General features: G+C 65.6%; 13 protein-coding genes. 3 read left to right on the top strand and 10 right to left on the bottom strand.

The window, feature by feature from the left end; genetic code table 11:
• Positions 1 to 44: 44 nt before the first annotated feature.
• Positions 45 to 1,262, top strand: coding sequence for an NAD(P)/FAD-dependent oxidoreductase (locus AC3WLX_RS29095; protein ID WP_492338574.1), 1,218 nt, complete (start codon positions 45 to 47; stop codon positions 1,260 to 1,262).
• 1,269 nt (positions 1,263 to 2,531) lie between these two features.
• Here AC3WLX_RS29095 and AC3WLX_RS29090 read toward each other — a convergent pair.
• The 8 genes from AC3WLX_RS29090 to AC3WLX_RS29055 form a co-directional block, all read right to left on the bottom strand.
• A complete protein-coding gene (locus AC3WLX_RS29090) occupies positions 2,532 to 2,735 on the bottom strand; it encodes a hypothetical protein (protein ID WP_291631821.1) in 204 nt (67 codons plus the stop codon).
• 293 nt (positions 2,736 to 3,028) lie between these two features.
• On the bottom strand, positions 3,029 to 5,170 hold the full coding sequence (flhA, locus tag AC3WLX_RS29085) for a flagellar biosynthesis protein FlhA (protein WP_492338573.1): 2,142 nt from the start codon (positions 5,168 to 5,170) through the stop codon (positions 3,029 to 3,031).
• A gap of 355 nt (positions 5,171 to 5,525) precedes the next feature.
• Complete coding sequence (locus AC3WLX_RS29080) at positions 5,526 to 5,828, bottom strand: copper-binding protein (protein ID WP_291631942.1); 303 nt, start codon at positions 5,826 to 5,828, stop codon at positions 5,526 to 5,528.
• 14 nt (positions 5,829 to 5,842) lie between these two features.
• A complete protein-coding gene (locus AC3WLX_RS29075) occupies positions 5,843 to 6,298 on the bottom strand; it encodes a cupredoxin domain-containing protein (RefSeq protein ID WP_492338703.1) in 456 nt (151 codons plus the stop codon).
• Between the two features lie 32 nt (positions 6,299 to 6,330).
• Complete coding sequence (locus AC3WLX_RS29070) at positions 6,331 to 7,665, bottom strand: copper oxidase (RefSeq protein WP_492338572.1); 1,335 nt, start codon at positions 7,663 to 7,665, stop codon at positions 6,331 to 6,333.
• Positions 7,666 to 7,678: 13 nt separating this feature from the next.
• On the bottom strand, positions 7,679 to 9,103 hold the full coding sequence (locus tag AC3WLX_RS29065) for a TolC family protein (RefSeq protein ID WP_492338571.1): 1,425 nt from the start codon (positions 9,101 to 9,103) through the stop codon (positions 7,679 to 7,681).
• Between the two features lie 9 nt (positions 9,104 to 9,112).
• On the bottom strand, positions 9,113 to 9,394 hold the full coding sequence (locus AC3WLX_RS29060; protein WP_291625092.1) for a hypothetical protein: 282 nt from the start codon (positions 9,392 to 9,394) through the stop codon (positions 9,113 to 9,115).
• Positions 9,395 to 9,470: 76 nt separating this feature from the next.
• Positions 9,471 to 9,911 carry a hypothetical protein gene (locus tag AC3WLX_RS29055; protein ID WP_291625090.1) on the bottom strand — a complete coding sequence of 147 codons (441 nt, stop codon included), beginning with the start codon at positions 9,909 to 9,911 and terminating at the stop codon, positions 9,471 to 9,473.
• A gap of 151 nt (positions 9,912 to 10,062) precedes the next feature.
• Here AC3WLX_RS29055 and AC3WLX_RS29050 point away from each other — a divergent pair, with 151 nt between their 5' ends.
• Positions 10,063 to 11,328 carry an MFS transporter gene (locus tag AC3WLX_RS29050; protein WP_492338570.1) on the top strand — a complete coding sequence of 422 codons (1,266 nt, stop codon included), beginning with the start codon at positions 10,063 to 10,065 and terminating at the stop codon, positions 11,326 to 11,328.
• On the opposite strand, the gene AC3WLX_RS29045 is transcribed toward AC3WLX_RS29050, so the two are convergent.
• Positions 11,325 to 11,729: a DUF4864 domain-containing protein gene (locus AC3WLX_RS29045; protein WP_492338569.1), complete on the bottom strand. Its 405-nt coding sequence runs from the start codon at positions 11,727 to 11,729 to the stop codon at positions 11,325 to 11,327. The genes AC3WLX_RS29050 and AC3WLX_RS29045 overlap by 4 nt on opposite strands.
• A 131-nt stretch (positions 11,730 to 11,860) precedes the next feature.
• On the bottom strand, positions 11,861 to 12,316 hold the full coding sequence (locus AC3WLX_RS29040) for a carboxymuconolactone decarboxylase family protein (protein WP_492338568.1): 456 nt from the start codon (positions 12,314 to 12,316) through the stop codon (positions 11,861 to 11,863).
• Positions 12,317 to 12,514: 198 nt separating this feature from the next.
• Here AC3WLX_RS29040 and sigJ point away from each other — a divergent pair, with 198 nt between their 5' ends.
• Positions 12,515 to 13,423: an RNA polymerase sigma factor SigJ gene (gene sigJ, locus AC3WLX_RS29035; RefSeq protein ID WP_492338567.1), complete on the top strand. Its 909-nt coding sequence runs from the start codon at positions 12,515 to 12,517 to the stop codon at positions 13,421 to 13,423.
• Positions 13,424 to 13,494 lie beyond the last annotated feature (71 nt).

Raw genomic sequence — 13,494 nt, 5'->3', positions numbered from 1 at the left:
GCGGGCAGACCGCGGGTTTGCTTCGGAAAGCGCGGCGGGCGGACATGGCGCGTATCATCGTGCTCGGCGGCGGATTTGCAGGCCTGTGGGCGGCCATCGGCGCTGCGCGCAAGCGTGAGGAGATCGGCGCGGACGGCGATATCGAGATCCGTCTCATCGACCGCAACCCCTATCACAACATCCGCGTACGCAACTACGAGGCCGATCTCGGCGAGGTCGCGCTGCCGTTGTCGCGATTGCTCGATCCGATCGGTGTCGATCATGGCCTCGGCGAGGTCGAGGCGATCGATCCGGTACGGCGCGAGATCTCGCTGGTCACGAGCGGCGGCGAGGAGAGGCTGGGCTACGACCGCCTCGTGCTGGCGCTCGGCAGCGAGGTGATGCGTCCCGATATTCCCGGACTTGCCGCGCACGCCTTCGACGTCGACACCTATGCCGCGGCGCTCCGCCTCGAGCATCACCTCTTCTCGCTCGGACGCAGCGAGGCATCGCCGGGGCGCTCGACCGTCGTCGTGGTCGGCGCCGGGTTTACCGGCATCGAGGTCGCGGCCGAGATGCCGGACAGGCTCACGCGTGCCGGCATCACCGGCGGCCGACGCATCATCCTGGTCGATCCCAATCCGGCGATCGGCGTCACCATCGGCGCGCATGCGCGTCCCGTCATCGAGACGGCGTTGTCGTCATTGCAGGTCGAGACCCGGCTTGGCGTGCGGGTCGCCTCGGTCGAGGCGGCCGGCGTGTACCTCGACTCGGGCGAGTTCATTGCGGCGCAGACCGTGATCTGGTGCGCCGGGATGCGTGCGAGCCGGCTGGCCGGGAGTTTCGGCAGCGCGCGCGATCGCCTCGGGCGGCTGCCGGTCTATCCCTTCATGCGCCTCGCGGATGTGCCTGGCGTGTTCGCGGCCGGCGATGTTGCCTCGAGCCTGATCGACGGGTTGCATCCGACCGTGATGTCCTGCCAGTTCGCCCGTCCCATGGGCCGCTTCGCCGGCCACAATGTGGTGGCCGATCTGGTCGGCCTGCCGATGCTGCCGCTGCGGATCGACTGGTACGTCACCGTGCTCGATCTCGGCGCCTGGGGTGCGCTCTACACCGAGGGGTGGGACCGCGAGGTCAAGACGACCGGTCAGGCCGCCAAGTCGACCAAGCAGACCATCAACCGCAAGCGCATCTATCCGCCGCTGTCGGGCAGCAAGGACGAATTGTTCGCCGCCGCCGCGCCGACCGTGCAGGCGCCCCCGCCGACATACGGGGCAAGATAGCTCTGAGCATGCGGTGTCATCGTCCGCGAAGGCGGACGATCCAGTATTCCAGAGACAGTAATTGGGACGGAGAAGCCGCGGGGCGCTGGATACCCGCCCGCACGGCAGATGACGACGGTGGTTTTGTTGGTCATCCCGGTACCCCTCTACAAGCCCTTGCGTTGCCCGACGGGCGAAACACCCAGCGCCCGGTCAACCCGCGCCGTGTAAAATATTCCACTTTACCGAAATTCGGAAACGGCGTAGGTGTTGCGGCAACCCGGCCCAAGGAAGAGGGGCGTATCGCGATCGTCACGAACGCGGGTCGGGCGGCGGTGGACGTGAGCAACACCGGCGCGAACGGCTTCGCAGGGCGGGCAACCGTGAGCGGAGACCTCGCGCCAACGACGGGTGCGGCTTGCGTACGGCAAAATCGTGTGGTCCTGGCGCCCGGGGTCTGTGCGCCAAGTGTTGCGGTGATGTGGCGGCCCGACCGGGCACGCGCATCAGCCATCCGCAAGGCGACGGGGGCAATAGTGCATCGCTCCCCGGGGAGAGCACGACATAAGCCGTCAAACCACTGCGCAGGGAAGGCCGGGATGTCCTGGCTACACCTGTATGCCGCTGTGCAGCTTCTCACCACGCAGATTCGCACAGTGGACCTCGGGTGCCTGCGGGCTCCCGGTCTTCCCTGCGCCCTCTTTCATTTCAGAGGGTGAGGCGACAAAACAAAGCTCGGGCAAGATGCGCCGCGAGGCCGCGAAGGCGTGTCTGCGACATGAGCTGCGTGCCACAAGCTCGATCTCGTAGGGTGGGCAAAGCGCAAGCGTGCCCACGCCCTGTGGCTCATCGAAGGAGATCGTGGGCACGGCGCTATGCGCCTTTGCCCACCTTACCCACCGCCGCTGGGATGTACACTGGAGCATCGCTAATGACGACGTGCAGACAGTATCCGCCATGACCCAACTATCGTGCCCCGGACGCAGCGCAGCGCTACTTCAGCGGTGCGCTGCAGAGCCGGGGCCCATGCATCAGCACGTGCCGCGGCTTGCTGGGTCCCGGCTCTGCGCAGCAACGCGAAGAGCGTTGCAGCGCGTCCGGGACACGAGAGCGTCATCTGGGAGTTCGGCAGGTGCTCGCGCAACGAGAAGCTACCCCCAGACATGAGAAAGCGCCCGTGGGGGGCGGGCGCTTTCTGTAGTCGACTTGGGGTTGGGGTCGTCTACATATCCACGTGGCGACTTTGGGGGGCTGGTAAAGAGCCGCGTGAATTCCTGAAACTCATGTCTCCTAGCGAACGACCGAGGTGTTCGCGCTGGTGATGGTGACCGGCTTGCCGGCCTTCATGACGCGTGCAGTCTGGGTGAGGCCTTCGTCCGAGCTGGTCGCGCGTGCAGTGATGCCGAGGCCCGCAACCGCGATGCCGGCAACGAGGGCGACGACCACGATTTTCAGATGGGTCGCGCGGTCTGCACTGTAGATCGAGTGGTTCATGGAAGCCTCCTGCCGCCATCTACCCGAAGTAGTCGCCGGCCGTTTCAGGCAGGTTCATGCTTCCGGTGCCCAACAACCTAGTATTGGGGGGATTCGTTCCCAAGAGGCCATCACAAGAGCGTGAATGGACGTGAAAAGTCGCGATCAGAAATGGGGGCTGATGGCTCGTTTCTATAATTATTTCAAAGCTGTAATGTGCCTTTCGGATGGTTTTTGAGCTTTAGCCTGCACGGCGCCGGGAACTCAAAAACCATTTGCCTGTGACTGAAAAACACACGGCTTCTTAAGGCAAATCAGATGCTTCCGACCGTTTTCAACCTCGCCCTGGGGTGGATTTCCGCCTGCGACAACACGGTCGTCTGAGCCCGGAACCGTTCCACCAGGGACCGCACGAAGGGACGAATTGCCGCAGAGGTGACCAGCACCGGTGCCTCCCCTTCGCGCGCGGCGCGCTCGAAGGCCTCGCGCACGGCAGTCATGAATTCCGACAGTTTCGAGGGCTGCATCGCAAGGCTCCGCTCCTCGCCCTGGCCGATGATGGATTCGGCAAAGGCCTGCTCCCATTTCGCCGACAGCGCGATCAGCGGCAGGTAGCCGGCATACGAGGTGTTCTGCGCGCAAATCTGCCGCGCCAGACGCGCGCGGACGTGCTCGACCATGGTGGCCGGATTGCGCGAAAAGGCGAGCGAGTCCGCGATGCCTTCGAGGATGGTCGAGAGGTCGCGGATCGAGATGCGCTCGGCCAGCAGCAGCTGCAGCACGCGCTGGATGCCGGAGACCGTGACCTGTCCGGGGACGATGTCCTTGACCAGCTCGCTCTGCTCCTTCGGCAGCTCCTTGAGCAGCTTCTGCACCTCGCCGTAGGAGAGCAGGTCCGACATGTTGGCCTTGAGCAGCTCGGTGAGGTGGGTCGAGAGCACGGTGGCGGCGTCGACGACGGTGTAGCCCTTGAGCGAGGCCTCCTCCTTGAGGCTGGCGTCGACCCACGTCGCGGGCAGGCCGAAGGTCGGCTCGGTGGTGTGGATGCCGGGCACCTGGACCTGGCTGCCGCCGGGATCCATCACCATGAACTGGTTCGGCCAGATCTTGCCGGTGCCGGCGTCGACCTCCTTGATCTTGATGATGTAGGTGTTGGCCTCGAGCTGGACGTTGTCGAGGATGCGCACCGCCGGCATCACGAAGCCCATCTCGATCGCGAGCGAGCGGCGCAGCGCCTTGATCTGCTCGGTGAGGCGGTCGGTGCCGTCGGGGCCGTTGACCAGCGGCAGCAGCGCATAGCCGAGCTCGATCTTGAGGTCGTCGATCTTGAGCGCGGCCGAGATCGGCTCCTCGGTCGCGGCGGCGCCCGGCGCACCCGGCGTTCCCGGAGCGGGCGCGGCGTGAACGGCTGCCTCGGCCTTGGCCGCCACCCGGTTGCGGTTGCGCGAGTTCCAGGCCAGCGCGCCGGCGCCGAGGCCAAGCGCCAGGAACGGCAGGGTCGGAATGCCCGGCAGCGCCGCCAGCACCAGCATCACCGCCGAGGACATCGCGAGCGCCTGCGGGTAGCCGGAGAACTGCTTCATCAGCGCCTTGTCGGCGGCGCCGGAGACGCCGGCCTTGGAGACGAGCAGGCCGGCCGCGGTCGAGACGATCAGCGCCGGCACCTGGGTGACGAGGCCGTCGCCGACGGTCAGCAGCGTGTAGGTGCGGCCGGCGTCGGCGAAGGACATGCCCTGCTGCGCCACGCCGATGATGATGCCGCCGACGACGTTGATGAAGACGACCAGGAGGCCGGCGATGGCGTCGCCCCGGACGAATTTGGAGGCGCCGTCCATTGCGCCGAAGAAGCCGCTCTCGTCCTCCAGCTCCTTGCGCCGCTCCTTGGCGATTTTCTCGTCGATCAGGCCGGCGGAGAGGTCGGCGTCGATCGCCATCTGCTTGCCGGGCATGGCGTCGAGGTGGAAGCGCGCGGCGACTTCGGCGATACGGCCCGAGCCCTTGGTGATGACGACGAAATTGACGATGATCAGGATGGCGAAGACGATGATGCCGATGACGAAATTGCCGCCCATCACGAAGTTGCCGAAGGCTTCGATGACGTGACCGGCGGCAGCCGTGCCCTCGTGCCCGTGCGACAGGATCAGGCGGGTCGAGGCCATGTTGAGCGACAGGCGCAGCATGGTCGAGATCAAGAGGACGGTCGGAAAGGCCGAGAATTCCAGCGGCGCCTGGATGAACAGCGAGGTCATCAGGATCAGGATCGAGAGCGTGATCGAGATCGCCAGGAACAGGTCCAGCACGATCGCGGGCAACGGCAGGATCAGCACCACCAGGATGGTGAGAACGCCGAGCGCCAGCGCGATGTCGCCGCGCTTGAGGACGGTGACGATGTCGTTCAGGGAGGGGATCGAGGGTCTTGCGCTGCCTACGCCCTGTCCTGCCGTGACGTCGACCATGGTAGCTGCTCCCCCGCGCGACTGCCGTGCGCGCGCCCCAGACGTCTGCGCGGCGGCCGACGGGCCGCCGTTCCGAAAGTGAGGCACCGCACTTGCGTCCACAGGGAGTCCCCCGTTCTACGCGGCCGACGACACTCGACTTCACCCGGCAATTCTTGCCGGGTGTATGGTTAGCAAAGGGTTAACGGAGGAGGGGGCGTAGGGGTGAAACGGGGGTGTTTGGGAGCCCAGCCGTCATTCCGGGGCGATGCGAAGCATCGAACCCGGAATCCATCGGGCCGCAGATGGCGTGGGGAAATGGATTCCGGGCTCGCGCTGCGCGCGCCCCGGAATGACGGCTCGGGGGAGGCCGCCGCTACTTCGCCTTCTGCATCCTGGTCACCGTGTACCCCGACGCGGCTTCCTCGGCCTCGAAGGTCACCTTGTCGCCGACCTTCACCTGCTTCAGCATCGCGGGATCCTTGACCCGGTACACCATGGTCATGGGCTCCTCCATGCCGAGACTCTTCGCCGGCCCATGCCTGAGCGTGATCTTGCCGGCGCCCTCGTCGATCTTCCTGACCTCGCCGCTGATCGCGGCGCCCTCGGCGGCGACAGTCCCGGTCGCAAGGCCGATGGTCAGTGCCAGCGCGGCAGCGATACGAATGGTGCGGTTCATGAGCTTCTCCATGCTTACTTCACGGTGACGTGGCCGACCATGCCGTACTCGCGGTGGTCGGGAATAAGGCACGAATATTCGAACGTGCCCCGCTTGCTGAACTTCCAGAGGATCTCGGCCGTCTTTTTGGGCGCAAGCCGCGCCGCATTGGGCTCGTCGTGCTCCATGTGCGGATGCTTCTTCATCTCCACCGCATGCGCGAGATTCTCCTTCGTGGTGGCGAGCAGGAATTCGTGGTCCTCCTTGCCGACATTGCGCAGCACGAAGCGGATTTGCTCGCCGCGCTTCACCTCGATCTTCGCAGGCGTGTAGTCCATCTCGTTCATCAGAATTTCGATGGTGCGTGCGGGCTTCTTGGGATCGCCAGGCTCGCCGGCCGAGAAGGTCGGGTGAGCGTGCTTGTCGTGGGCGAGGGCCGGCGCGGCCGAAAGCGCAGCCAGCGCGAGGCCGAGCTTGATCGTGGTCTTCATCGTGGTCTCCGGTTGGCGGTTCATCGAAACGCTCACATCTTGTGCTTCATCGGCCAACTGCCGGATTTCTGCCGCGCCGGCTCCGCGGCGGGGGCGGCCACTTCGTAGGCGACGGTGCCTTGCGGGAATTTGTACGGACCGGGATCGCGGTAATCGTCGCGCGCGAGGTCCTCGCGGATCTTCATCACGGTGAACATGCCGCCCATCTCGATCGGGCCGAACTGGCCGGTGCCCGTCATCATCGGCAGCGTGTTTTCAGGGGTGGGCATCTCCATGTTGCCCATCGCCATGCCGGTCGAGCCCATGGCCATGCCATCGGGCGCGAGCTTGCCGACGGCCTTGGCGAGATCCTTGCGCGACACGCCGATGAGATTGCGCACGTCGTGTCCCATCGCGTTCATGGTGTGATGCGACTTGTGGCAGTGAAACGCCCAGTCGCCGGGATTGTCGGCGAGCACGTCGAACACCCTGACGGCGCCGACCGGGACGTCGGTGGTCGTCTCCGGGATCTGCGCACTCTCCTGAATCCAGCCGCCGTCGGTGCAGGTGACTGCAAAGCTGTGGCCATGCAGATGGATCGGATGGTTGGTCATGCTGAGATTGCCGATGCGCACGCGCACTCTGTCGCCGAGCCTGACCGGCAGCGGATCGATGCCGGGAAACACCCGCGCGTTCCATGTCCACATGTTGAAATCCGTCATCTCGTTGACGTGCGGCAAGTAGGTGCCGGGGTCGACGCGATAGGTGCTCATCACGAAGACGAAGTCGCGGTCGACGGGCCGGAAGCTCTGGTCGCGCGGATGCACGACCACCATGCCCATCATCCCCATCGCCATCTGCACCATCTCGTCGGAATGCGGGTGGTACATGAAGGTCCCGCTCTTCCTCATCTCGAACTCGTAGACGAATGTCTTGCCCGGCTGGATGTGCGGTTGGGTCAATCCGCCCACCCCGTCCATGCCGCTCGGGATGATCATGCCGTGCCAGTGCACGGTGGTGTATTCGGGCAGGCGATTGGTGACGAAGATACGGAGCTTGTCGCCTTCGACGGCTTCGATGGTCGGGCCCGGCGATTGGCCGTTGTAGCCCCACAAATTCACCTTCATGCCCTCGGCGAACTCGCGCACCACGGGCTCGGCGACGAGATGGAATTCCTTCCAGTCTCCGTTCATGCGGAACGGCAGCGACCAGCCGTTCAGCGTGACCACGGGGCGATAGTCCGGGCCGCTGCTGGGATGCAGCGGCGGCTGCATCACCACCTTGTCCATGGTGATGGCTTCCGGAATCGAAGCAGCCTGCACGCGGCCGCTGATGGCCGACGCGCCGGCAAGCGCGGCGCTGCCTAAAAATCCTCGGCGGGAAAACATGCTGGCCTCCGTCTCAATGGCCGCCGGCGGCCGGCGCTGCCGCGGCGATGGTGGTGGGATTGTCGGTGCCGGCCGCCGGCGCGTAGCCACCATTGACGGCGGTCTGCAGATCGGCCTGCGCGAGAAAGAACCGCTGCCTGGCATCGATCGCGCCGCGCAGCGACGCCAGACGCTGCCGCGCCTCGGTGAGTAGCGCGAAGATGTCGACCTGCATGCTGGAGAAGCGCAGCTGCATCTCCTCGGTGATGATCTTTCGCAGCGGGATGATCTCGCGCTGGTAGTGGCCGGCGATGTCATAAGTGGAGCGATAGATCCGATAGGCGTCGCGCGCCTCGGAGCGCACATTCACGGCCCGCTCGGTCAGGCGGTTGAAGGCGAAATTGTAGGTCTCGGCGGCTTGGCGCACGCGCACCTCACCGCCGTCGAAGATCGGAATCTGGAACTGGACGTCGAAGCCGCGCTCGCTGAACGGCGGCCCCTCCGGATCCCTGGTGCGGCGGGAGATGCCGGCGAGATCGAACAGCGTCACGACGCGCGTCGCCTCGGTGAGGTTCAGCGCCTTCGCCAACGCGGCCAGCTCGAGCCGCGCGATCTGCAGGTCGAGGCGATGCGTCACCGCATCGACCTCGATCGTGGGCAGGGCCAGCGGCCGGCGCGGCAACGGCGGCAGTTGATCGGGCAAGCGGAAATCGAGACCTTCGTCCCATAGCCCCATGAGGCGCGCCAGCCTTTCGCGGGCGCTCGCAGCAGCCTGCCGCGCGGTGGCGAGGTCCGCGGTGGTCTCGGCATAGAACACCTGCTCGCGAGCCTGGTCGAGCTTGTTGAGCGAGCCGGTCTCGCCGAGCTTGAGCGCGAGCTGTGCGGTCGATTCCGCCGTCGCCTTCGCGTCGGTCAGCAGTCCCACCATCTCATTGGCGGCAACGGTGCGGATATAGGCACGGCGCACGTCCGCGGCGAGCCGCAGCGTTGCCAGTGCCGCGCGCAACTGGGCGCCGCGGAAACGGTCGCGGGCGATGTCGGAGCGAAACGGTAGGGTGGCGAGCGCGAGGATGTCGCCGACCACCTGGCGCTCGATCTCGCTCGCGCCGTTTCCGGTGATGCGCGAGACTGCGAACACGGGATTTGGCGGCAAGCTCTGCTCGACCAGATCGGTTTCCGCCAGCGCCAGCTCGTTGTAGGCGGCCTGCAGCCCCTTGTTGTTGAGCAGCGCGATCTGCACGGCGGCGTCGACGCTGAGCGTGCGCGAGAGCAACTGGCGGACGCGGGCGTCGACCGCGGCGGCGCCCTCGGCCGAGCGCACGAAGGCGACGTCCTTGTTGATGGTCCGGCTCGTCAGGTCCGAGACATCGGTCATGCCGCCGTCGGGCGAGAACGCGGCGCAACCGGACATGCCGAGCGCGGCGATGACGAGCAGGCCTCGCGCGAGATGGGGTGTCATGGCGCGCTCCTACCGCTCTTGCTTCGGCTGCGGCGTCACCGCCTCGTTGCGGCCACGCCATGGTGCCGGCGTCGCAGGCCGCAGGCTGGTGTAGGGCGCGATGGTCGAGCGATAGACGACGGGCGCAACCTTCGCAGCGGGATCAGCGGGATCTGCGCTGGCCATATGCGTCGTTGCCGGCATGCAGCCGGACAGTGCCACCGCAGCCAAAGCCAGCAGCGGCCAGGTGGAGAGAGCGTGCCGTTCACCCGCCGCGGATGCGGCAGGTTTCGCCCTTGAAAGCGCAAGCATGTCGTAATTCCTGATCTGGAGACCACAGGTTCGCACGCGCAAAAGCGCGCATCGAAACCGACGCCGTCGTGTCAGATCAGGCGATGGGGGGGCGGTAGTGCTGAGGCGGTGCGGCGCTGTGCAGGCTGGGCACGATCTCGGGCGCACAGGTCGATATCGGCCGGGCCGGTGTGGTGATGCTGGGCAGATCGGCCGGCAGCGCGCTGACGCACATCATCGCACAGCACGGGCCCACCGTGCCCTTGCCGTCGTGATGATGCGGAACGGATGCGTCCTGTGCGGCGGCGTGGTGATCAGCGTGGATTCCCGCATGTTCATGCGCGGCGTCGCCATGGCTCGTGGACATCTGGTGATGCACCGGAACGAGATCAGCCAGCACGGCCTCGTTACCGAGGCACGGCGCCGGCGCGCTGCCAAAGGCAAGGCTTGCGGCCGGCGCGAGCACGCAGAACAGATAGGCGAGGGCGATGATCCGTCCCACCTTGATCCGTACCGGTCGCGTCAATCGCAGCAACATTCCGCCGATATGCTCTCCGCGCGGCCAAGGTGCACACGCGGGATGCAAACTAGTGGCAAAACGCGCGTTCGCCAAGCTCCTTCTTACCGCAGTGCACCGCGCATGCCCAACATCGCAGCACGCTGCTTGACCTTGCGGCGACCGGCAGGCCATGTTCCAGCCCGTGCACGCGCCCCATCCTCCAGGACAGACGCCTCATTCATTCACCCCTGATTCGCGTCAGGCCTGGATGCGGCTGGTCATTGCGGTCCTGATCGGGTCGATCGGGGCCGTCGGCATGTGGGCGGTCGTGGTCGTGATTCCGATCGTGCAGGCCGAGTTCGGCGCCACGCGGGGCGCGGTGTCGCTGGCCTTCACGCTGATGATGTTCGGCTTCGGGCTCGGTGGCGTGATTGCCGGCAAGATCACCGACCGGTTCGGCATCGTGCCGGCGATGGCGATCAGCATCGCCTTCCTCGGCGTTGCCAACGTGCTCGCGGCCCTGTCGGGCCAGCTCTGGCAGTTCGTGGCGGCTTATTTCCTCATCGGCCTCGGGACGTCCGCGACCTTCGCGCCGCTGATGGCGGAGGTCTCGCATTGGTTCGAGCGCTATCGCGGACTTGCCGTGACCATCGTCGCCAGCGGCAATTATGTCGCCGGCACGATATGGCCGCCGCTCGTGAACTGGGGCACGCAGGAGATCGGCTGGCGCTATACCCATATCGGCATCGCCATCGTCTGCGTCGGCCTGATGACGGTGCTGGTTCTGGTCCTGCGCGCGCAGATGGGCAGCAACACGGTCCACGATCATGCCAACGCACCGCCGCCGCGAGTCGATCTCAGGCTCTCGACCAACACGCTGACAGTGCTGCTATCGATTGCCGCCATCGCCTGTTGCGTGGCGATGGCGATGCCCCAGGTGCATATCGTCGCCTATTGCGGCGATCTCGGCTATGGCGTGGCGCGTGGCGCAGAGATGCTGTCCTTGATGATGGCCTGCGGCATCGTCAGCCGGATTGGGTCGGGTTACCTCGCCGACAAGATCGGCGGAATTCCCACGCTGCTGGTCGGGTCGCTGGCGCAGGGCTTTGCGCTGGTATTCTATCTGTTCTTCGACAGCCTCACCTCGCTCTATCTGATCTCGGCGATGTTCGGCCTGTTCCAGGGCGGCATCGTGCCAAGCTACGCCATCATCGTGCGCGAGGCGATGCCGGCGAGCGAAGCCGCAACCCGCGTCGGCATCGTGATCTTTGCGTCCGTGTTCGGCATGTCCTTCGGCGGTTGGGTGTCCGGCGTCATCTTCGACGCCACAGGTTCCTATGCCGCGGCCTTCGCCAACGGCGTCGCCTGGAATGCGTTGAACATCAGCATCGTCGTGCTGCTGCTGATCCGCTCGTGGATGGGCGCGGTCAAGACCGGCCCGGGCCTCGCGACTTAAGCCGACTGCCCCGCCTTCAGCAGCGAGCAGCCGGTGATCTTGTAGCTCCCGTCCGCCTGCTGCTCGAGCGTGTAGAGCGCCTCCCAGGCCTCGCCATCGGCATCGATGATATGGACGCGCTGGGCGATCCAGCCGCCATCGGTCTTGCTCTCGCCGAACTCGAAACTCTTGTGGCGATAGACCGGCGCGTAGCCGCTCTGCACCATGGACATGAAAATGTCGGGTGCGGGGAAGATTTCCTTGATCGCCGGTGCGGCATAGGAATAGGCCGCCGCCGCATCGCCGCGAACGAAAGCCTGCTCCTGGGCGCGAATGACGCTTTGGGCTGCCGCGACATCGCCGGCAAACGCTGCATGATGACAGGCAACAATAAAGGCGACCAGCAAGGCTGCGATGCGCATGACAGGCTCCGCGTTGAGATCCCCGGCGGACGCGATCATAGCACATCTGCGGCGCCAGGGGGCCGATGAACCACGCGCCCGGTGTCTCGGAACGGCTCTGGGGCCGCTCCGAGACGATGGAAAGCCAAAAATCAGGCTTGGGCCTTGACCGGGAGCCGAAAGGGCGCCCCCAGCCGGTTGAACGCGTTCATCGCCGCAATCGTGATTGTGAGGTCCACCAAATCCTTTGGCCCGAAAGCCGCGCTTGCGGCCGCATAGGCCTCGTCGGACGCGTGCGTCTCGCTGACGAGCGTGACTTCCTCCGCCCACGCCAGCGCAGCGCGATACTTGTCGGGAAACAGATGGGGCACCTCGGCCCAGACCGGAACGAGGGCGACCTTCTCGAACGGCATCGTCTTCAGGAGGTCCCGGGTGTGCAGGTCGATGCAGTGCGCGCAGCCGTTGATCTGCGAAACCCTGAGTAAGACGAGGTGGATCAGTTCGTTCGGCAGGTCGGTGCCCGTGGTGACGTACTGGTGGACGCCGAAGAGGGCCTTTGCGCCCTGCGGCGCCACCTCGGCCCAGACCAGTCGTTTGTTCTCGCTCATGACGTGTCTCTATGTTCGGAACGCCGGAGATCGGCGCTCGAAGCCATGACGGGCCAAGAGGTCGGGGTGTGACATGCCACGCAGCATTTCCACGCGTAGCGGCCGATGTCACAACCAGGCACGCCCGATCGTCTTATCCTTGGGCCCGGGATGCGCGAGCGACGGGTAAGCGGATATGATTGCGAGGGAGCGGAGCAGATGGCGGCGATGAACGACTGGCGGACCACCGCGTTCGAGGCGGAGCGCAGGCGCCTGACACGCCTGGCCTATCGGATGATGGGCTCGCTCACCGAGGCGGAGGACGTCGTTCAGGACACATGGTTGCGGTGGGTCGGGGCGGAGAGTGTCGTCGATTCGCCTCCCGCCTATCTAACCCGCATCGTCACACGCCTGTGCATCGACCGACGCCGCTCCGCGCGCGCGCGCAGGGAAACCTATGTCGGACCTTGGCTGCCAGATCCACTTGTGGGTTCCGTGGAGTTGGACGAGACGGTCGCCGACGACGTCACGGTCACGTTGATGCTGGCGCTCGAGCGTTTGTCGCCTCTGGAGCGGGCCGCTTTCCTCCTCCACGACGTGTTCGACGTGCCGCTGACCGAAGTGGCCACCACCCTCGGCCGCGAGCCGGCCGCGGTTCGTCAGCTCGCGGCGCGCGCCCGCAAGCACGTGCAGTCCGCACGTCCTCGCTTTGACGTCGAACCCGCGGATGCAGACCGGATCAGCCGAGCCTTCTTCGCCGCGGCACGCGACGGGGACGTCGCGGCGCTTTCCGCGCTGCTGGCAAGCAATGTCGAGATCCATACCGATGGTGGCGGCAAGGTCCTTGCCTTCCGCAATGTTATTCGGGGCATCGAACGGGCCTTGCGACTTTTTGCCAGGCAGCGGCGCAAGCATGCCGTGCCGCCAACGCTGTTACGTGTCGCCACCATTGACGGACTGCCAGGCTACGTCAGCCTCGATGGAGGCGGCATGCTTCAGACAACCGCGCTCGACATCCGCGAGGACGGGATCGCCGCGATCTACATCGTCAAGAATCCGGACAAGCTGTCTCACTTGGCGGCGGAAACCGACTTTCAAAAACGTATCTCGCAGATACCACCAGCCTGATGAGCCTGACGAGGCAATAAGCCCCGTGCGATAGGCAGAATTCCACTCCGCCCTGCCGAGTTGGCATTCGC

The organism is Bradyrhizobium sp. FW305-F6 (assembly GCF_058782905.1).
Note: the sequence above shows the minus strand (reverse complement) of the source record. Positions and strands in the feature narration are given on the sequence as shown.